Annotated in this window: 21 protein-coding genes; 10 read left to right on the forward strand and 11 right to left on the reverse strand. The window is 70.1% G+C overall.

The annotated features are described in order from the left end of the window. Positions 1-74: 74 nt before the first annotated feature. Positions 75-356 carry a helix-turn-helix domain-containing protein gene (locus LXM64_RS11830; protein WP_234073366.1) on the forward strand — a complete coding sequence of 94 codons (282 nt, stop codon included), beginning with the start codon at positions 75-77 and terminating at the stop codon, positions 354-356. 5 nt (positions 357-361) lie between these two features. Here LXM64_RS11830 and LXM64_RS11835 read toward each other — a convergent pair whose 3' ends face one another. Continuing rightward, a complete protein-coding gene (locus tag LXM64_RS11835) occupies positions 362-958 on the reverse strand; it encodes a hypothetical protein (RefSeq protein WP_234073367.1) in 597 nt (198 codons plus the stop codon). Between the two features lie 116 nt (positions 959-1,074). On the opposite strand from LXM64_RS11835, the gene LXM64_RS11840 reads away from it, so the two are divergent. Next, on the forward strand, positions 1,075-1,509 hold the full coding sequence (locus LXM64_RS11840; RefSeq protein ID WP_137416396.1) for an Rv3235 family protein: 435 nt from the start codon (positions 1,075-1,077) through the stop codon (positions 1,507-1,509). Between the two features lie 49 nt (positions 1,510-1,558). Here LXM64_RS11840 and LXM64_RS11845 read toward each other — a convergent pair whose 3' ends face one another. Continuing rightward, the gene (locus LXM64_RS11845; protein WP_326490526.1) at positions 1,559-2,785 is read right to left on the reverse strand and encodes a pyridoxal phosphate-dependent aminotransferase; all 1,227 of its coding nucleotides are present in this window, start codon (positions 2,783-2,785) and stop codon (positions 1,559-1,561) included. A 141-nt stretch (positions 2,786-2,926) separates the two neighbouring features. Here LXM64_RS11845 and LXM64_RS11850 point away from each other — a divergent pair, with 141 nt between their 5' ends. Then, a complete protein-coding gene (locus tag LXM64_RS11850; RefSeq protein ID WP_234073368.1) occupies positions 2,927-3,385 on the forward strand; it encodes an Lrp/AsnC family transcriptional regulator in 459 nt (152 codons plus the stop codon). A 40-nt stretch (positions 3,386-3,425) separates the two neighbouring features. Here LXM64_RS11850 and secA read toward each other — a convergent pair whose 3' ends face one another. Next, positions 3,426-6,212, reverse strand: coding sequence for a preprotein translocase subunit SecA (gene secA / locus LXM64_RS11855; protein WP_234073369.1), 2,787 nt, complete (start codon positions 6,210-6,212; stop codon positions 3,426-3,428). Between the two features lie 222 nt (positions 6,213-6,434). Here secA and LXM64_RS11860 point away from each other — a divergent pair, with 222 nt between their 5' ends. Both LXM64_RS11860 and LXM64_RS11865 read left to right on the forward strand, forming a co-directional pair. Next, positions 6,435-7,007, forward strand: a complete 573-nt coding sequence (locus tag LXM64_RS11860) for a PadR family transcriptional regulator (protein ID WP_234073370.1) — start codon at positions 6,435-6,437, stop codon at positions 7,005-7,007. A 56-nt stretch (positions 7,008-7,063) separates the two neighbouring features. Continuing rightward, positions 7,064-8,380, forward strand: coding sequence for a hypothetical protein (locus LXM64_RS11865; protein WP_234073371.1), 1,317 nt, complete (start codon positions 7,064-7,066; stop codon positions 8,378-8,380). Positions 8,381-8,444: 64 nt separating this feature from the next. Here LXM64_RS11865 and hpf read toward each other — a convergent pair whose 3' ends face one another. The 5 genes from hpf to mtrA form a co-directional block, all read right to left on the reverse strand. After that, positions 8,445-9,104 carry a ribosome hibernation-promoting factor, HPF/YfiA family gene (gene hpf, locus LXM64_RS11870; protein WP_137416390.1) on the reverse strand — a complete coding sequence of 220 codons (660 nt, stop codon included), beginning with the start codon at positions 9,102-9,104 and terminating at the stop codon, positions 8,445-8,447. A 65-nt stretch (positions 9,105-9,169) separates the two neighbouring features. Then, positions 9,170-9,826: a ComF family protein gene (locus LXM64_RS11875; protein ID WP_234073372.1), complete on the reverse strand. Its 657-nt coding sequence runs from the start codon at positions 9,824-9,826 to the stop codon at positions 9,170-9,172. 93 nt (positions 9,827-9,919) lie between these two features. Beyond that, positions 9,920-11,584, reverse strand: coding sequence for an LpqB family beta-propeller domain-containing protein (locus LXM64_RS11880; RefSeq protein WP_234073373.1), 1,665 nt, complete (start codon positions 11,582-11,584; stop codon positions 9,920-9,922). Next, positions 11,581-13,263, reverse strand: coding sequence for an MtrAB system histidine kinase MtrB (gene mtrB / locus LXM64_RS11885; RefSeq protein WP_234073374.1), 1,683 nt, complete (start codon positions 13,261-13,263; stop codon positions 11,581-11,583). The genes LXM64_RS11880 and mtrB overlap by 4 nt, the downstream gene beginning before the upstream one ends. A 2-nt stretch (positions 13,264-13,265) precedes the next feature. Continuing rightward, positions 13,266-13,946 (reverse strand): MtrAB system response regulator MtrA, encoded by a 681-nt coding sequence (gene mtrA / locus LXM64_RS11890; protein WP_137416386.1) that lies wholly within the window; start codon positions 13,944-13,946, stop codon positions 13,266-13,268. A 149-nt stretch (positions 13,947-14,095) separates the two neighbouring features. On the opposite strand from mtrA, the gene LXM64_RS11895 reads away from it, so the two are divergent. Genes LXM64_RS11895 through LXM64_RS11915 form a run of 5 tightly spaced genes read left to right on the forward strand, consistent with a single transcriptional unit; the run spans position 14,096 to position 19,412 of the window. Continuing rightward, complete coding sequence (locus LXM64_RS11895) at positions 14,096-15,376, forward strand: glycerophosphoryl diester phosphodiesterase membrane domain-containing protein (protein ID WP_234073375.1); 1,281 nt, start codon at positions 14,096-14,098, stop codon at positions 15,374-15,376. After that, a complete protein-coding gene (locus LXM64_RS11900) occupies positions 15,373-16,005 on the forward strand; it encodes a DUF4129 domain-containing protein (RefSeq protein ID WP_234073376.1) in 633 nt (210 codons plus the stop codon). The genes LXM64_RS11895 and LXM64_RS11900 overlap by 4 nt, the downstream gene beginning before the upstream one ends. Beyond that, positions 16,005-17,147 (forward strand): DUF4350 domain-containing protein, encoded by a 1,143-nt coding sequence (locus LXM64_RS11905; RefSeq protein ID WP_234073377.1) that lies wholly within the window; start codon positions 16,005-16,007, stop codon positions 17,145-17,147. The genes LXM64_RS11900 and LXM64_RS11905 overlap by 1 nt, the downstream gene beginning before the upstream one ends. Then, positions 17,144-18,103, forward strand: coding sequence for an AAA family ATPase (locus LXM64_RS11910; protein WP_234073378.1), 960 nt, complete (start codon positions 17,144-17,146; stop codon positions 18,101-18,103). Before LXM64_RS11905 ends, LXM64_RS11910 begins: the two co-directional genes overlap by 4 nt. Position 18,104: 1 nt before the next feature. Then, a complete protein-coding gene (locus LXM64_RS11915; RefSeq protein WP_234073379.1) occupies positions 18,105-19,412 on the forward strand; it encodes a DUF58 domain-containing protein in 1,308 nt (435 codons plus the stop codon). A 215-nt stretch (positions 19,413-19,627) separates the two neighbouring features. Here the strand turns inward: LXM64_RS11915 and katG are convergent, their stop codons facing one another. From katG to LXM64_RS11930, 3 genes are all read right to left on the reverse strand, one after another. Next, positions 19,628-21,871, reverse strand: coding sequence for a catalase/peroxidase HPI (gene katG, locus LXM64_RS11920; RefSeq protein WP_234073380.1), 2,244 nt, complete (start codon positions 21,869-21,871; stop codon positions 19,628-19,630). 19 nt (positions 21,872-21,890) lie between these two features. After that, positions 21,891-22,322: a Fur family transcriptional regulator gene (locus tag LXM64_RS11925; RefSeq protein WP_137416380.1), complete on the reverse strand. Its 432-nt coding sequence runs from the start codon at positions 22,320-22,322 to the stop codon at positions 21,891-21,893. A gap of 83 nt (positions 22,323-22,405) precedes the next feature. Beyond that, positions 22,406-23,401: a stage II sporulation protein M gene (locus tag LXM64_RS11930; RefSeq protein ID WP_234073381.1), complete on the reverse strand. Its 996-nt coding sequence runs from the start codon at positions 23,399-23,401 to the stop codon at positions 22,406-22,408. Positions 23,402-23,412 lie beyond the last annotated feature (11 nt).

Raw genomic sequence — 23,412 nt, forward strand, 5'->3', positions numbered from 1 at the left:
TTATCCACAGCGCTCTTATCCACATGGCGCGCCACCGCGCCGAGGTGTCGGAACGGCACCGCATAATTGAGGGCATGCCCGACACGACCCCGCCCGAGGGCCGCCTCCTCGCCCCGGCGTCCGTCGCCGAGGCGCTGTCGGTGTCGGTCGAGGAGGTCATCGCACTCGTCATGGAAGGACGGCTGCGCGGCATCCGGATCGGTGAGAGCCGCCAGTGGCGCATCGAAGAGGCCAGCGTGTCGGACTACCTCGACGATGAAGCCGAGGACGCCCGTCGGATGGCGCTGTGGCGGCAGTCCAACGCCGCCAGCTTCCCGGAGCTGTGGGGGCATGGCCGGGTGCGCAACCCCGACTGAAAGCCTCAGAGGACGTCGGCGCCCTCCCAGCGCACCCAGGAGAGCGCGGTGAACGGGACCAAACGGTAGCCGCGGACGCTCACGGAACGACGCGGCTCGTCGATGTCGTGCAGCGCGAGATCGAGGTGGTCAGCCCCGGCACGGTCGATCGTCCCCGACACGGCGCGCGTTCCCACCTGCATCGTGACCGGGACACGTCGACGCGCGAGGTCGCGCAGGACGAAGCCGATCCCCATGCGTTCCGACACACCCACCCGCGGTGCAGGATGCGGTCGCGCGGCGCGCAGGAGATCGCCTTCCCCCACACCCACCGACGCAACCGCCGCGACCGGGACGAGCACACTGCGACGCTGCGCCTCGAGCCCCATCCAATCGGCGCCGACCGCGGTCAGGACGCCGATGAGCGCGTCCGCCGCCACCAGATCGACGGCGAGGTCGGGGCGTTGCGTCTCATCCGTGCGAGCGAGGACCAGAAGCCGCTCGCGCAGCGTCACGCGTGACAGCCGCAGCCGTTCGGCCTCCGTGTCCAGGACCGCGCGCTCCGCTTCCCACTCGGCATCGAACTGCCCCTGCAGGTCCTCGAAGAAGCGTTCCCAGCGCACGCCGCGAGATTAGACCGATACCCCCGCAATCATGAGAAGTTTTCCACAAACCGTTTCCGACCTGGCCGAACTGCTCTACTGATCCCGCTCAGGATCCCCGTTCATGTGAGGCCCAGATGGTTCAGATCGCCACCGGCGCGACGCGCCCCGAACGCAGCTTCATGCGCTTGTCCGCAGACTTCTTCGCGCCGCAGCCGACGTCCTCGTCCGAGCTGCCCGATCCCGTACCGCTGGTGCGCAACCTCACCAACGGCGTGCTCGAGGCCCTCGCGGGGGTCCGCGACATCGATCAGCTCGCACGGTGGATGACCGAAGACACCTACCGCGCGCTCCTGACACGCGTCAACCTCGCCACCCGCGCCCGCAGCGCCCGTGGCGTCGCCGCCGCGCGCCCCGTGCACTCGATCCTCAGCGTGCACCACTCGGAGCCCGCCGACGGCGTCGTCGAGGCCGTCGTGGTCGTCGCCGGCCCCGCGCGCACCCGCGCTGTGGCCATCCGCCTGGAGGGCATGGACCGCCGCTGGCGGGCCACCTCGCTCGCCCTCCTCTGAGAATGCTCTCATCGCCCGCGGCCGCCGGACCGCGCGCGGGCGACCTCGCCTACTGGCGGTAGGACGAGAGGAAGTTGCCGAGGCGTTCGATGGCCTCCGCGATCACGCGGGCCTCGGGAAGCGTCACGATCCGCAGGTGGTCGGGGGTCGGCCAGTTGAACCCCGTCCCCGGGACGAGAAGGATGTGCTCGGCCACGAGGAGGTCGTGCACGAGCTTCGCATCGTCACGGATCTCGTGCACCTCGGGGTCCAACCGCGGGAACGCGTACAGGGCTCCGGCGGGCTTGACGCATGACACACCCGGAATGGCCTCCAGGCCCTCCCACGCCGCATCCCGCTGCTCGTGCAGACGCCCGGTCGGGGCGATCAACGCGTCGATCGACTGGACACCCGACAGCGCCGCCTGAACCGCATGCTGCGCGGGGACGTTCGGACACAGCCTCGTGGACGCGAGCAGATTGATGCCCTCCAGGAAGCCCCGCGCGTGGTGGCGAGGCCCGGTGATGACCATCCAGCCGCTGCGGTACCCGGCGACGCGGTATGTCTTGGACAGCCCGTTGAAGGTGAGGCAGAGCAGATCGGGCGCGAGTGTCGCGAGCGGGATGTGGCGCGCGTCGTCGAACAGGATGCGGTCGTAGATCTCGTCGGCCAGCAGGAGGAGTGAGTGCTCGCGGGCGAGTTCCACGATCTGGGTCAGCACCTCGCGCGTGTAGACGGCACCGGTGGGGTTGTTCGGGTTGATGACGACGATCGCCTTGGTGCGATCGGTGATCTTGGAACGGATGTCGTCGATGTCGGGCTGCCAGCCGTTCTGCTCATCGCAGACGTAATGCACGGGCGTACCGCCGCCGAGGCTCGTCATCGCCGTCCACAGCGGGTAGTCCGGCGCGGGGATGAGGACCTCGTCGCCCTCGTCCAGCAGCGCCTGCATCGTCATCGTGATCAGCTCGGAGACACCGTTGCCGAGGTACACGTCATCGGGCGTGAAGGGAGGGAAGCCCGGCTCCTGCTCGTACCGGTACACGACGGCGCGGCGCGCGGACATGATGCCCTTGCTCTCGCTGTAGCCGTGCGCGGAAGGAATCGCATCGATCATGTCGCGCACGATCTGGAACGGCGCGTCGAAGCCGAAGACCGCCGGGTTGCCGGTGTTGAGCTTCAGGATCGTGTGCCCCTCGGCCTCGAGCCGGTCGGCCTCCACCAGGGCCTCGCCGCGGATCTCGTAGAGGACATCCTTCAGCTTCCGGGACTGATCGAGGGGGCGCAGCGAGCTCATCCGATCAGGATAGTCCTGGCACGGCCGGGCCAATCCGCATCCCCTGGCACGACTGGCGGTTCCGGCACGTCATTCGGCGGTTCTCACATAATCGCCGCCGATACGGTGAAGGGGTAACACCCCTTACCCGAAGGACTCCCCATGGCCGCACGCGATCATCTCGACGACACCTCCAAACGCATCATCGAACAGCTTCAGGAGAACGGGCGACGCTCCTACGCCGAGATCGGCAAAGCCGTCGGACTCAGCGAGGCGGCCGTACGACAGCGGGTGCAGCGGTTGACGGACTCGGGGATCATGCAGGTGGTCGCCGTCACCGACCCCATGCGGCTCGGCTTCCACCGCCAGGCACTCGTGGGGCTGCGCGTCAGCGGCGACAGCCGTGCCGTGGCCGCCGAGCTCGAGCAGATCTCCGCCGTCGACTACCTCGTGCTCACAGCGGGGAGCTTCGACATCCTCATCGAGGTCGTGTGCGCCTCCGATCAAGACCTCGCCGAGCTGCTGAACGCCCGTATCCGCACGATCCCCGGCGTCGTCTCCTCCGAGACGTTCGTCTACCTCGAGGTGCGCAAGCAGTCGTTCGACTGGGGCACTCCCTGAACGAGCGAGCGCCCCGCATCCTGCGGGGCGCTCGCCGATCTCACTTCTTCTTCGCTCTGCGCTGCGCGCGGTTCTGCGCCTCGGGCTGGGGCGCCTCGGTTCGCTGACCGAACGCACCTCGCGGTGCCTCGGCGGTCGGCGGGGCTGCGGCGGCCGGGGCAGCGGCCTGGCGCGCACGGCCCGTAGCCGCCTTCTGCACCTGACCGCGATCGTTGCGGACCTCGACGTCGCCGTCCTCGGTGGGGGCGCTGTACTCGAGCCGCTGGCCTTCGACCGAGGGGGCGACGAGTCCCTTCGCCTCGACCTCGGTGTGCTCGCCGTCCGGGCGGCGCACCTCTACCTCGAGGTTGAAGAGGAACCCGACCGACTCCTCCTTGATCTGCCCCATCATCGCCTGGAACATCTCGTACCCCTCGCGCTGGTACTCGATGAGCGGGTCGCGCTGGGCCATCGCCCGAAGTCCGATGCCGTCCTTCAGATAATCCATCTCGTACAGGTGGTCGCGCCAGCGGCGATCGAGCACCTGGAGCACCACGCGACGCTCGAGCTCACGCATCGCCTGCTCGCCCAGCTGCTCCTCGCGCGCGGCATACGCGATGGATGCGTCGCTGCGCAGCTCACGCTTGAGGCCACCGGGGGTCACACGACCCTTCTCGCCCGCCTCGGCGACGACCTCGTCGATGGTCACGCCCACGGGGTAGACCGTCTTGAGCTCGGTCCACAGCGCGTCGAAGTCCCAGCTCTCGGTGTGCCCGCTGCCGGTGTGGTCGTCGACGATCGCGTCGATCGCGTCCTCGATGAACTTCGTGACGCGCTCCTGGATGTCGTCGCCGTGCAGGATCTGACGGCGGTCCGTGTAGATCGCCTCACGCTGGCGGTTGAGGACGTCGTCGTACTTCAGGACGTTCTTGCGCATCTCGGCATTGCGCGCCTCGACCTGCGCCTGCGCGCTCTTGATCGCACGCGAGACCATTCCGGACTCGATCGCGACGTCATCGGGGAAGTTGGTGCGCGCGAGGATCGCTTCCGCGGCGCCCGACTGGAACAACCGCATCAGGTCATCGGTCAACGACAGGTAGAAGCGGCTCTCGCCCGGGTCACCCTGACGACCCGAACGACCGCGCAGCTGGTTGTCGATGCGTCGCGATTCGTGGCGCTCGGTACCGAGCACGTACAGGCCGCCGGCCTCGACCACCTTCGTGGCCTCCGCCGCGACGGTGTCGCGCACCTGCTGATAGACCTCGTCCCACGCGGCTTCGTACTCGTCCGGAGTCTCGACCGGGTCCAGGCCCTTGCTCTTCATCTCCTGCACCGCGAGGAACTCCGCGTTTCCGCCGAGCATGACGTCGGTGCCTCGACCGGCCATGTTGGTCGCAACCGTGACCGCACCCAGGCGTCCGGCTCGGGCGACGATCTCGGCTTCACGAGCGTGGTTCTTCGCGTTGAGGACCTCGTGCTTGACGCCCTTCTTGGCGAGCAGGCGGGAGAGGTACTCGCTCTTCTCGACGCTCACCGTGCCCACGAGCACCGGCTGGCCCTTCTCGTGGCGAGCAGCGATGTCCTCCACGACCTGGGCGAACTTCGCCTGCTCGTTCTTGTAGACGAGATCGGGCTGGTCCTTGCGGATCATCGGCTTGTTCGTGGGGATCGGGACCACGCCGAGCTTGTAGGTCGACATGAACTCGGCCGCCTCGGTCTCGGCGGTGCCTGTCATGCCGGAGAGCTTGTCGTACAGGCGGAAGTAGTTCTGCAGGGTCACCGTGGCGAGGGTCTGGTTCTCGGCCTTGACCGGGACACCCTCCTTCGCCTCGATCGCCTGGTGGATGCCCTCGTTGTAGCGACGCCCCACGAGGATGCGTCCGGTGTGCTCGTCGACGATCATGACCTCGTCGTTCATGACGACGTAGTCGGTGTCGCGCTTGAACAGCGCGAGAGCCTTGATCGAGTTGTTCAGGAACGAGATGAGGGGCGTGTTGGCCGATTCGTACAGGTTGTCGATGCCGAGGTAGTCCTCGACCTTCTCGATTCCCGGCTCGAGCACACCGATCGTGCGCTTCTTCTCGTCCACCTCGTAGTCGACACCGGCTTCGAGCGTGCGCGCGATCTTGGCGAACTCCGCGAACCACCTGTTGGCCTCACCCGATGAGGGTCCGGAGATGATGAGCGGCGTGCGGGCCTCGTCGATGAGGATCGAGTCGACCTCGTCGACGATCGCGAAGAAGTGGCCGCGCTGGACGAGGTCCTCCTTGCGCCACGCCATGTTGTCGCGCAGGTAGTCGAAGCCGAACTCGTTGTTCGTGCCGTAGGTGATGTCGGCGTTGTACTGCTCGCGGCGCACCTCGGGCGTCTGGCCGGAGACGATCGTGCCCGTGGTCATCCCCAGCGCGCGATAGACGCGTCCCATCAGCTCGGCCTGATAGCTGGCGAGGAAGTCGTTGACCGTGATGACGTGGACGCCCTCACCCGCGATGGCGTTGAGGTAGGCCGCGAAGGTCGCCGTCAGGGTCTTTCCCTCACCGGTCTTCATCTCGGCGATGTTGCCGAGGTGAAGCGCCGCACCGCCCATGATCTGAACGTCGTAGGGGCGCTGGCCGAGCGTGCGCTTGGCGGCCTCGCGGATGGCGGCGAAGGCTTCGGGCATGAGCTCGTCGAGCGTCTCCCCCGCCTGATAGCGCGCGCGCAGTTCCGCCGTCTCGCCGCGGAGCTCCTCGTCCGTGAGCTGCGTGTACTCCTCTTCGAGTGCACCGACGGCTTTCACGACCTGCTGCAGGCGGCGGATGACGCGGCCTTCGCCGGCACGGAGGAGTTTCTCGAGAGGGTTGGCCACGTGGCATCTCCATCTGTCGGGTGGGCGTGCTTATGCCCAGTCGCGCCCGGAGCCCGGGCACACCGCCCCCATGTTATCCGTCTGTGACCTCTCAGAGCACGACGAACGACGGGTTCAAAGCCATTGCCCACCCAGCCGCGCCCCCGCGGCGCGCCGTGAGGAGGCGTCGAACCTTTCCGGGTATGCATATATGCGTCCCCCCGCAGCCTCGGAAGGAGCCCCATGTCGGTCAGGCAGTCGTTGCTCGCCATCCTCGCGCAGGGCGCGTGCTACGGCTATCAGCTGCGTGCCGAGCTCGAGCGGCGCAGTGGCACGGACTGGAGCGTGAACGTCGGGCAGATCTACAACACACTCGATCGACTCGAGCGCGACGGTCTCGTGGTCAAGGGCGCCGTCGACGCGCAGGGCCACGTCTACTACTCCGCGACCGAGGCGGGCGTCGCCTCCGTGTCGGGGTGGCTCCTGCGCCCGCTCCCCACCCCCAGCGGCTCGCGAGACGACATCGCGACCAAGATCGCTCTCGCAGCGACCCTGCCCGGTGTGGATGCGGAAGCCGCCGCCCGCGCCGAGCGGGATGCGGCAGCCGACCGGCTCGCGCAGGCGCGCGCTGCCGCGATCGAGGAGGGCGATCTCGCGCGGTCGATCGCCCATGAGGCGCGCGTGGCGGGTGCGGAAGCCCAGCTGCGCTGGTTGGACCGTGTCCTCGAGCGGCTGGCGGCGACCCCCGAGGCATCCCGCGTCCAGCCGATCTCCCCGTCCCGCCCGCGCCGGGGGCGCCCCGCGCGGATCGCGTGAACGCCCGATCGATTCCGGCTGAGAACGGGCACATCCACCGCGCCTAGGATCGAGCCATGGCCGGTTTCTGGGGTAAGCGCAAGCGTGAGCAGCAGGCGGAGATCGACGCGCAGGACGCCGATCTCGCGCGCCGTGCGCAGCAGAGTCTCGTCGCCGCGGACGAGCGCATCCGCGCGACGACGGAAGAACTCGCCTTCGCCGAGGCCGAGCTCGGTGAGCGCTCGACGAAGGAGTTGCGCGAGGCGCTGCAGGCAGTGCGCACGCACCTCGGCGAGGCCTTCCAGCTGCACCAGCTCAATCATGACGAGATCCCCGACACCCCGGAGGAACTACGGACCCGCAATGCCCGCATCGTGCAGCTGTGCGAATGGGCTGAAGACCTGCTCGACGACCGCACGTCCGCCCTGGCGGGCGCGGTCGCCCGCATCCGCCAGGCACCGCAGGTCCTGGCCGGCGTCCGCGCGGACGCCGAGAGGCTGCGCGAACGCGTGCCCGGCGCCCGCGACGTCGTGGAGCGGCTGCGTCAGCGCTACTCCCCCGCGGCCCTCAGCCAGATCGAGAACGCACCCGCCGAGGCCGAGCAGGTGCTCACCTTCGCCGCGCACAGCGCTGAGGTGTCGGTGCGCCGCCGAGAGGCGAATCGCGCCGAGGAGGCGAACATGGCCCTCGAGGCCGCGACGGAGGCCGTGCGGCGGGCCGAGTCGCTCCTGGACGGCGTGGAGGACTTCGAGATCGAAGCGCTGCGCGCCGAGTCCACCCTCGCCGAGGTCATCGCGGACTCGCGCGACGACATCATCCGCGCCCGGTCTCTGCCTGCGAACGCCGAGATCCAGCGGGCGATGATCGACCTCGAGAGCGCTCTCGCCGCGCTCCCGCCGGCCGGCAGCCCCGCCGATCCCTTCACACAGCTCTCGAAGCTGCGCACAGCCAATACGGCGCTGGATGAGGCTGTCGCCAAGGCACGACGCCGCGCCGAGCACCCTCTGCCCAGCCCCGCGCAGGTCAGCCACGCCGTGGACGACGCCGACCGTCAGATCGCGGTCGCGCGCAGTCTGATCAACGGTCACAGCGGGTGGATCGGCGCCGACGCGCGCACGCGTCTCGCCGAGGCGGAGCGTGCGCGGCTGGAGATCACCAATCTTCCGGACGAAGAGGATTCCCGCGAAAGCGCCCTGCAGCTCGCGCGCCGCAGCGGGCAGCTCGCCAGCGAAGCTCTGCAACTGGCCCAGCGCGACATCGACTCCTCGCGTCCGCGCCACGACGACTGGGGCGGCTACGGTCGCGGCGGTCGCGGCGGCGGGATGGGCGACGCGATGGGCGGCATCCTCGGCGGTCTGGTCATCGGTGGCCTCCTGGGCGACATGTTCGACTGACGCCCGCACAAACCGACAGAAAGGGGCCGCCTCTGCGCAGAGGCGGCCCCTTCTTCTCGTGTCGTCAGGAGGCGACGCGTGCGGGCTGCGCGAGGGTGTCGAGCGCGATGACGCCGTAGTCCCAGCCCTTGCGGCGGTAGACGACGCTCGGCTGGTCGCTGCGCGCGTCGATGAAGAGGAAGAAGTCGTGCCCGACCAGTTCCATGCGGTCGACGGCGTCCTCGACGCTCATCCATTCGGCGTCGAACTGCTTCGTGCGGATGACGACCGGCGTGTAGTCCTGCTCATCCTCAGCCCCTGTCATCACGGGTACCTCCCCCGTGGCGACGGCCTTGAGCACATCGACGGATGCGGGCTGCACATCGATACCGGCGATCTCGCCCGTGCCCTTCTCGTAGTGGGCTCCGCGCGGATGGTTACGGGCGTCGACGCGCTTGTCCTTGGCGCGACGCACCTGCTCGCACAGCTTGTCAACGGCGAGGTCGAGAGCGGTGAACTTGTCGCCGTCGACCGCCTCGGCGCGGATGACCGGCCCCTTGCCGGTCAGGGTCAACTCGACGGTGGAGTCCTCGTGAGCACCGTTGCGGTACGCCCGATGGGTGACCTTCACCTCGAGCCCAGCGGCCCGGGGCGCGATGTTCTCTATGCGGCTGGACTTCTCGTCCACGACAGAGCGGAAACGGTCCGAGATGCCGACGCCCACGCCGACGATGTTGGTTTCCATCCTTGACCTCCTTGTTCCGGTCCACCCGGTCAAGGGCGGACCTTCGTCGCCTTGTCACCCCCACGCTAGCCCGGGTTCATGTCCGTGTCACGAACGAATCCCAAGCGGCGTGTATGCGCGACGCATGCGACCCCCATGACGTCCGCGCCCGCCTGCCGCAGCGCCCGCGCCGCCTCGCCGACGCTCGCTCCCGTCGTGACGACGTCATCGACGATGACGATCCGTCTGCCGTCCAACCGCCGGCGCGCGCGAAGGCTTCCGGCGACGTTCTGCGCGCGCTCGGTGCGGCCGAGCTCGCGCTGGTCTCGCGTGCTCCGGATGCGGCGGAGAACCGCCAGAGCCGGCAGGCCGCTGCGCCCGAGGATCTCCTCCACCACCCGGTGTCCGCGCCGCCGGAAGGCCGCAGCGGAGGTGGGCATCGGAACGAACAGCACGCCGGCATCCGGGAAGCCGGCGTGCGCCGCCGCAGCCAGCGCTGCGGAGAACGGTCGCACGAGCGAGGTGCGCCCCTCCTCCTTGAGCGCACGCAGTGCGCGTGCCGGACGGTCGGCGAAGTCGAAGGCCGCGTGGACGACGAGACCGGACGCCAGCACGTGCCGCATCGGTCGCGGTGCGGCCAGGAGCTCGGTACACGTCTCGCAGAGGGCTCTGTCCGGCGTGCCGCATCCGGCGCAGTCGACCGGCAGGATGAGGGCGAGGGCATCGGAGAGTGCGGCGATCACCCGACCACCCTGGTCCGCGCAGGCCGCGGCGCGACGGCGCCATCGTGGACGCCGCGCGCGACGCACCGGCGCCGGCGTCGTGGGGAGGACGACTCAGTCGGCGTCCCCCTGCTGCGTGGCGAGCACCTGGACGCCCGTCGCGGTCTGCACCCAGTTCGACTGGCGGCGCACGTACAGGGTGCCGTCGGCCGCGAGGATGCGCACCGCCGCCGGAGAGTTCGCGCCGGAGATGGCCACCGCATCCACCGGTGCGTCGACGATGGTCGCGGCTCCCCCCACGACCTGCTGCACGAACACGGGTGCCGCCGCATCGCCCGACACGACCCCGATCGTCGTCGTGTCGAGCCATGCCAGCCCGCGGGTGGGTCCGTCAAGCGTCGTCAGCGAGACCGCAGGACCCAGGGCGCTGGGAGCACCGGCCGAGTCCCGCTCGACGCCGGCCACGACCAGCATCGAGCGGCCGCCGGCGGTGAGCACGGCCGCCATCCGGCTGCCGTCACGGGAGACCTGCATCGCGTCGATACGACTCGCCCCCCACGCGGACGGCACCTCGAGCACGGCGCCATCCGGTCCGGTCACACGCACGCGGGACGGATCGGCGGCGGGAACGGTCCAGACCATGCCGAACGGATCGATCGTGGGGGCCAGGATGCCCGCGCGCTCGTCGACGACGCGGCTGGTGCCGTCGTCGGCGATCTCCGCCGCGGAGCCGTCCGGAAGCAGGACGGCCGCCACCGTGCGACCGACCCCGAGCTGCACGGTCGTCGGCTCGGCCTCGAGGAGGGCGGGCGAGAGGCCGGCCAGCGGTGTCAGCTCGCCCGAGAGGAGGTATCCGAACCCGTCCGCGTCACGCACCAGCGCTCGCGAGTCGACGAGCGTCGAGCGTGTCGGGATCCTGGACGCGTTCACCCGCGCGCCGTCGACCTGCATCTCGACCGCGGTGACCTGGGCGGTGACCAGACTCGCGGAGAGCTGGGTCTGCATCCGGTCGAGAGTGACCTGATCCAACCCGAGCGTCTGCTCGCTCAACTGCGCCTGCGCGACACCGTTGGCCAGCGGCACGGAAGGCACGAGCGTGACGTTGTCGGGGAAGGCGGAGACGACGGATGCGGCCAGCCACGGCGAGGGCTCGCCGTTGACGACGGCGGCGGCGATCCTCGTCAGCGCGTTCGTCGTGGGGAACCAGCGCACGTCGGGCACCAGGTATCGCCAGGTCGGATCGAAGTACATGACGTCGTACGAGCGGAACACGTTGCGAAACAGATCTTCGTCGAGCACGATGCCGTCCGGCGCGTGGGTGATGCGCCACTCGCCGTCGGAGTCCTGAGCGAGCGCGAACGGCAGGGGGACGCTTGCTCCCTCGTCCGACAGCGTGTACGTGCCCGCCTCGTCGATCGTCGCCTGCGGAGTGACATCGAGCACGATCTCGTCATCGACCTCGGCATAGCTGCGGTCCGCGAGCACGTCGACGATCACTCCCGCCTCCGGCTTCCACTGGTCGCGGTAGCCGTCCGAGAGGAACTGTCGGGCCACCTGCCAGTTGTCCTGCGGCCCGGATGCGGCGCGCACGAAGCCGTCGACGATCTGCCGGGCGGTCGCGCCGGGCTGGGGGCCGTCCGGCCGGTAGATCACGTCGGGCGCCGTGGAGTCCGAGCCCAGCTGCGGTCCCGGCTGCACCGTCCCGGTCGTCGGCAGACCGGCGCACGCCGTCAACACGAGCGCGAGCGCTCCCAGCAGAGCGATGAGGATCCGTCTCATGGGGACTCCTTGCCTCGCAACGCGCTGTCGACGTCGATCGGTTGCGTGAGCCCCAGATCGTCGAGCCCGTCGCCCTCCGGCGCCAACGACAGGGGCGACGAAGCGGGCTCCGCGCCGGCGCGGCGCGGCAGGGTCAGCACGAAGTTGGTGCCGAGCCCGAGCGACGACCAGACGCCCAGCGTGCCACCGTGCAGGCGCGTGTCGCCCAGGGCGATGGCCAGCCCCAGCCCCGTTCCCCCGATCGTGCGCTTGCGCGAGGGGTCGGCACGCCAGAAGCGGTCGAAGACGCGCTCCTGGTCTTCGGGGCGCATCCCCATCCCGTAGTCGCGCACGCCCACCGCGACCGCATCCTGATCCGAATCCACGGTCACGACGATGGGCCGACCTTCACCGTGCTCGATCGCGTTGCCCAGGAGGTTTCGCACGATCCGACGCACCCGCCGCGGGTCCATCTCGACCGGCGAATAGCCCCCCGGCGCCACGAGGCGCACGTCGCTGCCGTGCTGCTCGGCGAGCTGATGCATCTGGGCGACCACGTCCTCGGCGAGGTGCGCGAGGCTGGTGGGCTCCAGCTCGAGCTGCACGGATCCGGCGTCGTAGCGACTGATCTCCAGCAGATCGGTGAGCAGGGTCTCGAACCGCTGCACCTGAGCGTGCAGCAGCTCGGCGGCGCGGGTGCTCACCGGGTCGAAGCCCTCCCGATGGTCGTTGAGAACGTCGGCGGCGAGACGGATGGTGGTCAGCGGCGTGCGCAGCTCGTGGGAGACGTCCGAGACGAAGCGCTGTTGCACGAGCGAGAGCTCCGCCAGTTCCTTGATCTGGGCTTGGATGCTGTCCGCCATCGCGTTGAACGAGCGACCGAGGGTGGCGATCTCGTCCTCGCCGTGCACATCCAGACGCACATCGAGTCGACCCGCCGCAAGCTCAGCCGACGTGTGCGCCGCCTCACCGATCGGCACGGTCACCGATCGCAGGACGAACCACGAGATCCCGGCGATGATCGCGATGAGCGCCAGCCCCACCACCCAGAGGGTCCCCTGAACGAAACCGAGGGTCTGGTCGGCCGCAGCCAGGTCGTAGGCGATGTAGAGCTCGTACGCACCGACACCCGCGACATTCAGCTGCTGTCCGACCGCGATCCCGGGCACCACGCGCCCCGACGCGTCGGTCAGGGCGATCGACTGCCACCACTGGACATCGGCGTCCGAGCGCACCTTGTCGCGCAGGGCATCCGTGATCTGGCCGTCCCAGTTGCCGCCGCCGAGCACGAAGTCCTGCGGCGCGGTCGCCGAAGGGGTCTGATCGACGCGGAACATGGCGACCAGGTCCGAGTCGGACTGACGTCCGAGGCTGGCCATGACGCTGTCCACGACGTTGCGAACCTGCGCACTGTCGCCCTGCAGCGCCGAGTCGAGGGTCGCCTGCGCCGCGGTCGTTGCGCGGCGGGCGTCGCCCAGCACCTGGTCGCGACGCGACTGGAACAGGTCGTTCTGGATCGCCAGTGCCATCCAGACGCAGGCGACGAGGATGGCCAGCGTCGACAGCGCGATCGTGAGCACGAGCGTGCGGAAGCGCAGCGAGCGCTGCCACGAGCCCAGCACCCGCGACGGCCACGTACGCCAGGCGCGCAGCTCGCGCCGCAGCCGGACTGCCGGCCGGGGGGCGGTCGCGGCGGGCATCCTCAGCTCGCGGCGCCGGCGCGGTATCCGACGCCGCGCACCGTCGTGACGATCTTGGGGTTGTCGGGGTCGAGCTCGACCTTCGCACGCAACCGCTGGACGTGCACGTTCACGAGTCGGGTGTCCGCCTTGTAGTGGTAGCCCCACACCTGCTCCAGGAGCATCTCGCGCGAGAAGACCTGCTGCGGCTTCGAGGCGAGCGCGACGAGCAGCTCGAACTCCAGCGGCGTCAGCGGGATGGGGGTCGATCCCCGGCGCACCTCGTGCGCGGCGACGTCGACGGTCAGGTCGCCGATGCGCAGGCTCTCCCCGGCATCCGTCGCGGCCGGACGGAGTCGGGTGCGGATGCGGGCGACCAGCTCCTTCGGGTTGAACGGCTTGACGATGTAGTCGTCGGCGCCCGACTCGAGCCCCGCGACGACGTCGGCGGTGTCGGTGCGCGCGGTCAGCATGATGATCGGGACACCGGACTCCGCGCGCAGGCGCGTGCAGATCTCGATCCCGTCCATGCCGGGCAGCATCAGATCGAGCAGCACCAGATCGGGGCGCTCGGCACGGAAGGCGTCGACCGCTTGAGCTCCGTCGGCGCAGAACACCGTCTCGAAGCCCTCGGTGTCGAGCACGATCCCGATCATCTCGGCCAGGGCCGTGTCGTCGTCGACCACGAGAATGCGTGATGTCATGAAACGCGTTCTTCCTTTGCGTCCGCTCGGCGGCCGGGTTCCACCGATGCCCCCGTGCGCCCCTTCAGAGTAGTCCACACGCGGGCCGGGGCCCACGAGCGTCCCTTCAGGTGTGTCACGATGAAGGCGATGACGACCGCGAGGAGATCATGACGACCGCGCAACCCGGATGGACGCCCGCTCCGCGCGCGGGGATCGTCCCGCTGCACCCGCTGACGTTCGGAACGGTGCTGGGGCGCTCCTTCGTGGCTCTCCGGCAGAACCCCCGCGTGCTCCTCGGGTTCGCGCTGGGCATACAGATGGCGACGTACCTCGTGCTGCTGGTCGCGGTCGGAGGCATCGCCTTCGCCAGCTTCTCGCGCCTGGCCACCGTACCGGTGTCGAGCCCCGACTATCCGGACCTGTTCGCGGGCGCGACGGCCATCACCGTGATCTCCAGCCTCGTGCTCGGCATCGCGAGCTCCGCGCTGACGGTGATCGTCCAGGGCGTGGTCGTGGCCGACGTCGCGCACGGCGTCGTCGCCGAGAAGCTGACGGTCGGTGCACTGTGGCGGCGGATACGCCCCGCCTTCTGGCGGCTGTTCGGCTACACGCTCCTGGCTTCGGCCGCCGTGCTGGTCGCCGTGGCGATCTTGGCCGCTGCCGCTTTCGCGCTCGGCCTGCTCGCCCTTGCCGCGGGGATCGTCGCGGCGGTGTTGTTCATCCTCGCCGCCATTCCGCTCGCCTTCTGGCTGACGACGAGACTCTTCCTCGTCACACCGATCCTGGTCCTCGAGGGGTCCGGCGTCTTCGCGGCCATCGCCCGGTCCTGGCGCCTCACGCGCGGCAGGTTCTGGCGCACCCTCGCGACGTGGTTCGTCATCCAGACCGGCTTCCAGATCATCACGCAGGTCGTCGTGGTGCCACTGAACTTCTTCAGCGGCATGTTCGTCGGCGTCCTCTCGCCCACGGGCGACCCGAACGTCTCCGCCGTGATCGGCACGCTCGGAGTCGGCCTCGTGGTGCAGATGGTGTCGCTGCTGGTGCAGTCGATCGCACTCGTCGTGAACGCCACGGCGGCCTGTCTCGTCTACGTGGACGCCCGTATGCGCACCGAGGGCCTCGATCTCGACCTGCAGTCGTACGTCGATCAGCGTCAGATGGGCGCGGGTATCGCCGATCCCTATCGTTGGCACATCGGCCGGACGGTGGCCCCACAGCCCGCCGCCTGGGCGCCGCAGACGGCCCCGTGGCCCGGCGCGTACCCGGCGCCGCAGGCGCACGGCTACGCGCCTCCAACCGCGTACGCGCCGCCGGGCGCCGAGGCGCCCGCACCGCCGGCTGCACCAGCGCGACCCGCCGCGAACCAGCCTGCGGGCGAGCGGACGCCGACGGATCCGCCCACGGCGACCGACTGGGCTCCGCCTCAGGCGGGTCCGGAACAGCGGTGATCCTCGCCGCGTCCGCGCCGTTGATCCCCGACGGCGACGAAGCACGGCGTCTCGCCGAGCGGGAACTCGCCGATCCGAGCTATCGCGCGGCCGAACCGACCCCCTTCGACCGCATCGCGCGAGCCATCGGCGACGGCATCGCCAAGCTGTTCACCGGCGACGTGGATGCGGCGTGGGCACCCTTGGTCGCCATCGGCGCGCTGCTGCTGGTCGTGCTCCTGGTCGTGCTCGCCGTGGTGATCTGGGGTCGACCGCGTTCGAGGAGCCTCGTCCGCGCAGACCGCGGCGAGCTCTTCGGCGACGCCGTGACCGCCGGGGCCGGCGAGCTGCGGCGCACCGCAGCGGCCCTCGCCGATCAGGGCGACTGGGAGGCGGCGACCGTGGCCGCCGTGCGTGCACTGGCGCGCGGGCTCGAGGAACAGCAACGCGTGAGGGTGGCTCCCGGCGCCACGGTGACCTCCTTCGCGCGGTCCGCCGGCGCCGTGTTCCCCGACGAAGCCGCCTCGCTCATCGAGTCGGCGCACGACTTCGATGACGTGCGCTACCTGCACCGACCGGGAAGCCGCGACGCCTACGAGCGTGTCCGCGCCCTGGATGATCGGCTGTCCCGCACCCGGGTGACGCGCTGATGACCGTGCGTCACCGCCTCGCCCGCGCGCGCACCTGGGCGGTGATCGGCGCCGTCATCGTGATCGTCGGCATCATCGGCGCGGTGATCTCCGCGAACATGCGCTTCAGTGCATACGACCGATTCGATCCGGACGATCCCGGCCCCGATGGGATGCGCGCGCTCGCCCGCATCCTGTCCGAGCAGGGCATCGATGTCGTCGTGACACGGGACGTCGCGTCCGCGGAGGCCGCTCTTCGCGAGGGAGAGAACACACTCGTCCTGCCCGACTCGCCCCTGCTGTCGGACGGGCAGCTGACCTCGTTGGCACAGGCGGCGGACTCGGTGGTCGTATCCGACCCTCGCGCCCGTTCCATCCGGCTCCTCTTCGACGGCCGGATCCAGGGGTACGGAACCGCCGCCGCCGTCGCACCCGACTGCGATCTGCCCGTGGCACGGCGCGCGGGAGACGTCGGCGTCGGTGCGACCTTCACGGCTCCGGATGCGGTCGGCTGCTACCCGGTCGATGACGCGTACGGGCTGCTCTGGCAGCAGCACGGCGATGCGACGCGGGCCGCCGTGGACGGATCGGTGGTCTTCACGAACGAACACCTCGCCTCCGACGGCAATGCCGCTCTGGCGCTCGGTCTGCTGGGTGGCCACGACCGTCTGGTGTGGCTCGTGCCCGCTCTCGCGGCCGGTTCCGGCACGACGGGTGCGACGCTGGGAGAGCTGACCCCGCCGTGGGTGACGCCGGCGATCGTGCTCCTCGGTGCGACGGCGCTGGCCGGCGCGATCTGGCGCGGGCGCCGATTCGGCCCACTCGTGCACGAGCGACTCCCGGTCACGGTCCGCGCCGGCGAGACCACGCGCGGCCTCGGCCGGCTCTACGCGCGCGCCGGCGCGCGCGATCATGCCGCGGCCCTCCTGCGCGAGCGCGCCCGCGAGCGCGCCGCCACCGCGCTGTCGGTGCCCCGCAGGGCGGACACCACGGCCATCGCGGATGCCGTCGCCGCAGCCACCGGCATCCCGCCGATCCGCTGCCGCGCCCTGCTCGGCGATGAGCCCGTCCCCGACGACCGCGCGCTCGCGCGCCTCGCCGTAGACCTCCGCACCCTCGAGGCGCGTTTGACCCTGTCCCGACCGCGAAAGGAATCGCAATGACCGACACCTCCGACGATGCTCTGCGGATGGCGATGCACGGCGTGCGCAGCGAGATCGGCAAGGCCGTGGTGGGCCAGGACGGCGTGGTCACCGGGCTTCTGGTCGCGCTCCTGGCCCGCGGCCACGTCCTGCTGGAGGGAGTGCCCGGCGTCGCGAAGACACTGCTCGTTCGCGCATTCAGCCGCGCACTCGGACTCGACACGCACCGTGTGCAGTTCACGCCCGACCTGATGCCCGGCGATGTCACCGGATCGCTGATCTACGACGCGCGCTCCGGCGAGTTCGAGTTCCGTGAGGGCCCGGTGTTCACACAGGTGCTGCTCGCGGACGAGATCAACCGCACGCCGCCCAAGACGCAGTCTGCGCTGTTGGAGGCCATGGAGGAGCGGCAGGTCTCAGCCGACGGCGTGACCCGTCCACTGCCGGTGCCGTTCCTCGTGGCTGCGACCCAGAACCCCGTGGAGCACGAGGGCACGTACGAGCTCCCCGAGGCGCAGCTCGACCGGTTCCTGCTGAAGCTGCGCGTCGACGTGCCCGAGCGGGACGCCGAGGTGCAGGTGCTGCGCCGTCACGCCGACGGCTTCGACCCGCGCGCGCTCGACGCCGTGACGCCGGCCACGGATGCGGCGGGCATCGCCGCCGCGCAACGGGCGGCCGCATCCGTCGAGGCTTCCGACGACCTGCTCGCCTACGTCGTCGACCTCGCTCGGGCGACCCGCGATGCTCCCTCGGTGCAGCTGGGTGCGAGCCCCCGCGCCGCGACCGCGCTGCTGGCGACCGCGAAGGCGTGGGCCTGGCTGGGCGGGTACCCGGCCATCACGCCCGATCACGTCCAGACCATGCTCACCCCGACCTGGCGTCACCGGCTGCGCCTGAACCCCGAGGCGGAGTTCGAGGGCGTCACGGTGGACGGCGTGCTGACCTCGATCCTCGCTCAGACGAGGGTTCCGATCTGACGTGTTCGTCACCGGCCGTCTTCCGATCGTCGTCGCCGGCGGTCTCATCCCGCTGATCCTGCTGTCCGCCGTGGGCGTGCCGGCGTGGGCGGTGCTCGGCGCGTGGCTCCTCTTCGTGGTCGCGGCGGTCGCGGTCGACACCGCGCTCGCGCCCAGCCCCGCAGACCTCAGCGTCGCGCGGAAGCTGCCCGCGCGCGCCCGGCGCGGCGAAGCTGCCCTGAGCGAGCTGCGCCTGACGAACGCGGGGACCCGGCCGGTGAAGGGATGGATCAGGGATGCCTGGCAGCCGACCGCCGGGGCACCCGCGGCCCGCGCTCGAATCGAGATCCCGGCCGGGCGCACGGCCACGCTCACCGCGTCGCTCATGCCGCGCCGCCGCGGGGAGCTCGCGAGCGACTTCGTCGTCGTGCGGGCGCTCGGTCCGCTCGGACTGGCCGGACGCCAGCAGCGCATCGCCGCGCGCGGAGTGTTGCGTGTCCTGCCGCCCTTCTCTTCGCGACGTCATCTGCCGTCCCGTCTGGCACGTCTGCGCGAGCTCGACGGCGAGACCAGCGTCCAGGTGCGCGGTCGCGGAACCGAGTTCGACAGCCTGCGCGAGTACGTCCGCGGCGATGACGTCCGCTCGATCGACTGGCGCGCCACGGCGCGCTCCGGAACCACGATGCTGCGTACCTGGCGGCCGGAGCGCGACCGGCACATCGTCGTGGTGGTCGACACCGGGCGCACCGCCGCGACACGCGTCGACGACGGAGTGAGACTCGATGCCGCGATGGAGGCCACACTGCTGCTCGGCGCGCTGGCTGCACGCGCCGGCGACCACGTGCACCTCGTGATGATGGATCGCCTCGTGAGGGCAAGGGTGAGCGGCGTCGACGGCGCAGGCCTCGTCCCCGCCCTCGTGGACGCCATGGCGCCGGTGGAAGCCCAGCTGATCGACACGGACTGGAGCGAGGTCGCCTCCCTGGTGCGCCGGCTGACGGTCCGCCCCGCGCTCGTGGTGCTGCTCACGGCGCAGGACGACCCCGCCGCGGCGCGAGGCTTCCTCGCCGCGCTGCCCGCGCTGACGGCGCGGTCCCGGGTGCTCGTGGCCTCCGCATCCACCGTCGATGACGAGGACGACGAACCCGCGACGACGGATGCGGACGCGGCCTACCTCCGGGCCGCGACCGAGCACGCGCGTCAGGGCGGCGAGCGCGTCGGGGCAGCCATCGGACGCACGGGGGCCGTCGCCGTGACGGCGGATGCGGCATCCCTTCCGCCGCGCGTCGCCGACCACTACCTCGCGCTCAAGCTGCGCGGCCTGCTCTGACCCTCGGGCGGGCACGCCCCTCGATCCCCCTCGCTTCCCCTGTCACAGATCGACGCGAGTGGCTCGATCTGCGACAGGGGAACAGTCCTTCGCTTCGTTCGCCTGTCACAGATCGACGCGGAACGCGCGATCTGTGACAGGCGAACGGCCGCGCACCGCCCGGGAAACGGGGAACTCCCCTCCGCCTGAGGCGGAGGGGAGTTCCCCGTTTCGTGTCAGGCGAGGTCGAAGCGATCGAGCTCCGTGACCTTCGTCCACGCCGCGACGAAGTCCGTGACGAACTTCTCCGTCGCGTCATCCGAGGCGTAGACCTCGGCGAGCGCGCGCAGTTCGGAGTTCGAGGCGAACACGAGGTCCGCGCGCGTGCCGATGCCGACCAGCTCGCCGGAGGCGTCCTTCGTGCCCTGGAACGCGTGTGATCCGGGGTCGAGGGGCTTCCACGTGTTGCCCAGCTCGAGCAGGTTCACGAAGAAGTCGTTCGTGAGCACACCCACGCGGTCGGTCAGCACGCCGTAGCGCGATCCGTCCCAGTTCGCACCGAGCACACGCAGGCCGCCCACGAGCACCGTCATCTCCGGCGCGCTCAGGGTGAGCAGGTTGGCCTTGTCGACCAGCAGGTACTCGGCGGGAAGCGACGGGCGCCCCTTGAGGTAGTTGCGGAAGCCGTCCGCGGCCGGCTCGAGGAACGCGAAGGAGTGCTCCTCGGTCTGCTCCGCCGTCGCGTCGGTGCGTCCCGGACGGAACGGCACCTCCACGATCACGCCCGCGTCGGCCGCGGCGCGCTCGACCCCCGCGTTGCCGGCGAGCACGATCAGATCCGCGAGCGAGACCCGGCGACCCGCCGCCTCGAACTCTGCCTTGACCTCTTCGAGGACCGCGAGCACCTTCTGCAGCTGCGCGGGGTTGTTGACCTCCCAGTCCTTCTGCGGCGCCAGACGGATGCGGGCGCCGTTCACGCCGCCGCGCTTGTCGCTGCCGCGGAAGGTGGATGCCGCCGCCCACGTCGTCGAGACCAGCTCGGAAACGCTCAGGCCGGACTCCAGGATGCGGGACTTCAGCGCGACCGCATCCGCCGCGTCGATCAGTTCGTGATCGACCGGCGGCACCGGGTCCTGCCAGATGAGGTCCTCGGCCGGAACCTCGGAACCGAGGTAGCGGACCTTCGGTCCCATGTCGCGGTGGGTCAGCTTGAACCACGCGCGGGCGAAGGCGTCCTGGAACTCGTCGGGGTTCTCGAGGAAGCGCTTGGTGATCTTGCCGTACTCCGGGTCGACGCGAAGGGCGATGTCGCTCGTGAGCATGCGCGGCTCGCGGCGGCCGTCCGAGTGCGCCAGGGGCACCATGTCGCTGCCCGCACCGTTCGCGGGACGCCACTGCCAGGCGCCCGCCGGGCTCTTGAACAGCTCCCACTCGTACGCGTACAGGATGTGCAGGAACTCGTTGTCCCAGCGCGTCGGGTGATAGGTCCAGGTGACCTCGAGCCCGCTCGTGATCGCGTCGTCGCCCTTGCCGGTGCCGTGTGCGTTCTTCCAGCCGAGCCCCTGCTCCTCGATGCCCGCGGCCTCGGGGTCCTCTGCCACGTTCTCGTCGGATGCCGCGCCGTGCGTCTTGCCGAAGGTGTGGCCTCCGGCGATGAGCGCGACCGTCTCCTCGTCGTTCATCGCCATGCGGGCGAAGGTCTCTCGGATGTCGCGCGCCGAGCGCAGCGGGTCGGGCTCCCCGTTGGGGCCTTCGGGGTTGACGTAGATCAGCCCCATCTGGACGGCCGCGAGCGGCTTCTCCAGCTCACGATCGCCCGAGTAGCGCTCGTCGCCGAGCCAGGTGGTCTCGGGACCCCAGTACACGTCGTCGTCGGCTTCCCAGACGTCGGCACGCCCACCGGCGAATCCGAACGTCTTGAAGCCCATGGACTCCAACGCCACGTTTCCGGCCAGGATCATGAGATCCGCCCAGGAGATCGACTGGCCGTACTTCTTCTTGACCGGCCACAGCAGGCGGCGCGCCTTGTCGAGGTTCACGTTGTCCGGCCAGCTGTTCAGCGGCGCGAAGCGCTGCTGCCCCTGCCCGCCGCCCCCGCGCCCGTCCGTGACGCGGTACGTGCCCGCGCTGTGCCAGGCCATGCGGATCATCAGCGGGCCGTAGTGACCGAAGTCGGCCGGCCACCAGTCCTGCGAGGTCGTCATGACCTCGAGGACGTCCTGCTTGACGGCGGCGAGATCGAGCGCCTCGAAGGCGGCCTTGTAGTCGAAGTCCTCACCGAGAGGATTGCCCACGACCGGGTTCGTCGCCAGCAGACGCAGGTTCAGCTTCTTCGGCCACCACACGCGGTTCGCAGAGCCTGCGGTGGGATGCGGCAGCACCCCGTCGGGCTCGGCGTCGACCGGCGATGGCCCGACGGGCAACCGCGTCTCGTCGGCACCGTCGTGGGGTACAGGGCAACCCGTCGTGATGTCAGACATCTGTTTCCTTTCGTGGGGGTCATTCGCTCTGGGCAGCACATGCCGGACACATGCCCCAGAAGGTCACCTCGGCGGCCTCGACCGAGAAGCCATGCGTCTGCTGGGGATGCATGCACGGCGCCGCTCCCGCGACGCAGTCCACATCCTCGACGCGTCCGCAGCCGCGGCAGACGAGGTGATGGTGGTTGTCGGCGACGCGCAGCTCGAACAGTCCGGGATGCCCCGCGGGCTCGATGCGCCGGGCCAGCCCCGCATCGACGAAGTCGCCGAGGGCGTTGTAGACCGACTGCATGCTCGTCGCCGGCAGACGCTCGCGCACGCGGACGAACACCTCGTCTGCGCGGGCATGCGGCAGCGCGTGCAGCGCGTCATAGACCCCGCGCCGCGTCTCGGTGACACGAAGGCCCGCGTGACGCAGGGCGTTCTCTGTCTCGACGGATGCGGGGGCCACTCCCGCATCCTGCCATTGTTTTGATCTATTCAAAAATACGACACGCCCGCGAACAGATGAACGATCGCTGAATCCGTGCCCGCTCAGCCCGCGACGAGCTCGGTCTGCCCGACGTCATCCCCGTCCAGATCCCCCGTCTGGCCGCGGCGTGCGGCCCGCCGCCCGACCACGAGCATGTAGAAGAGGAAGACCCCGAGGGCGAGGGTGCCGAGCACGATCTTCACGGGCCAGGGCCACGGCTGCGGCGTGACATAGGCCTCGACGACCCCCGACAGGGCGAGGGCGAAGACCAGGCCGACCGCGACGGTCGCGAGCGAACGACCCGCCGCGGCGAGCGACTCGCCGCGGGAGCGGGGGCCGGGCGCGACCCAGGCCCAGAAGACGTGGAGCCCCGCGGCCGCCGCGACGAACACGCTCGTCAGCTCGAGCAGACCGTGGGGCAGGATGAACGCGAAGAACACGTCGAGCCGGTCGAAGGACCCCATGACCGCGGCTGCCGTCCCGAGGCCGATCGCGTTCTGGATGACGACGGAGACCGGCCAGATGCCGGTGATGCCGAACAGCACGCACTGGGCTGCGATCCAGGCGTTGTTCGTCCACACCGTGCCGGCGAACACGGCCGCCGGGTTGTCGGAGTAGTAGGCCACGAACTCGTCGTTCGCATACGAGGAGAGCTGCGCCTCCGAGCCCAGGGTCGCCACGAGGGCGGGATCGGACGCGATCCACAACGCCACCAGCGCCGAGGCCAGGACGAAGGCGACCGCCACCGCGAGTGTCGTCCAGCGCACGCGATACAGCGCCGCGGGCAGCTGATCGAGGAAGAACTGCGGGATCCGGCGGAGCAGGTTGCCGTCGCCGGCGGTGAGCCGCAGGCGGGCACGGGCGAGCACGAGCGAAAGATGGTCGGCCTGCGGGCTGCGCCCCGCCGCCGTCTTCAACTCCGCAAGATCCGCAGAGGCCGCCCGATAGCGCATCACGAGCTCGTCCGCCTCAGCACCGCTCAGCCGTCGGCGGCCCGCCAACTCGTCGAGACGTTCCCACTCAGCCCTGTGGGCGGCCGTGAGCGCGTCGAGATCCATGTGTTTCACTG

Source organism: Microbacterium binotii, assembly GCF_021398715.1.
GTDB lineage: Bacteria > Actinomycetota > Actinomycetes > Actinomycetales > Microbacteriaceae > Microbacterium > Microbacterium binotii_A.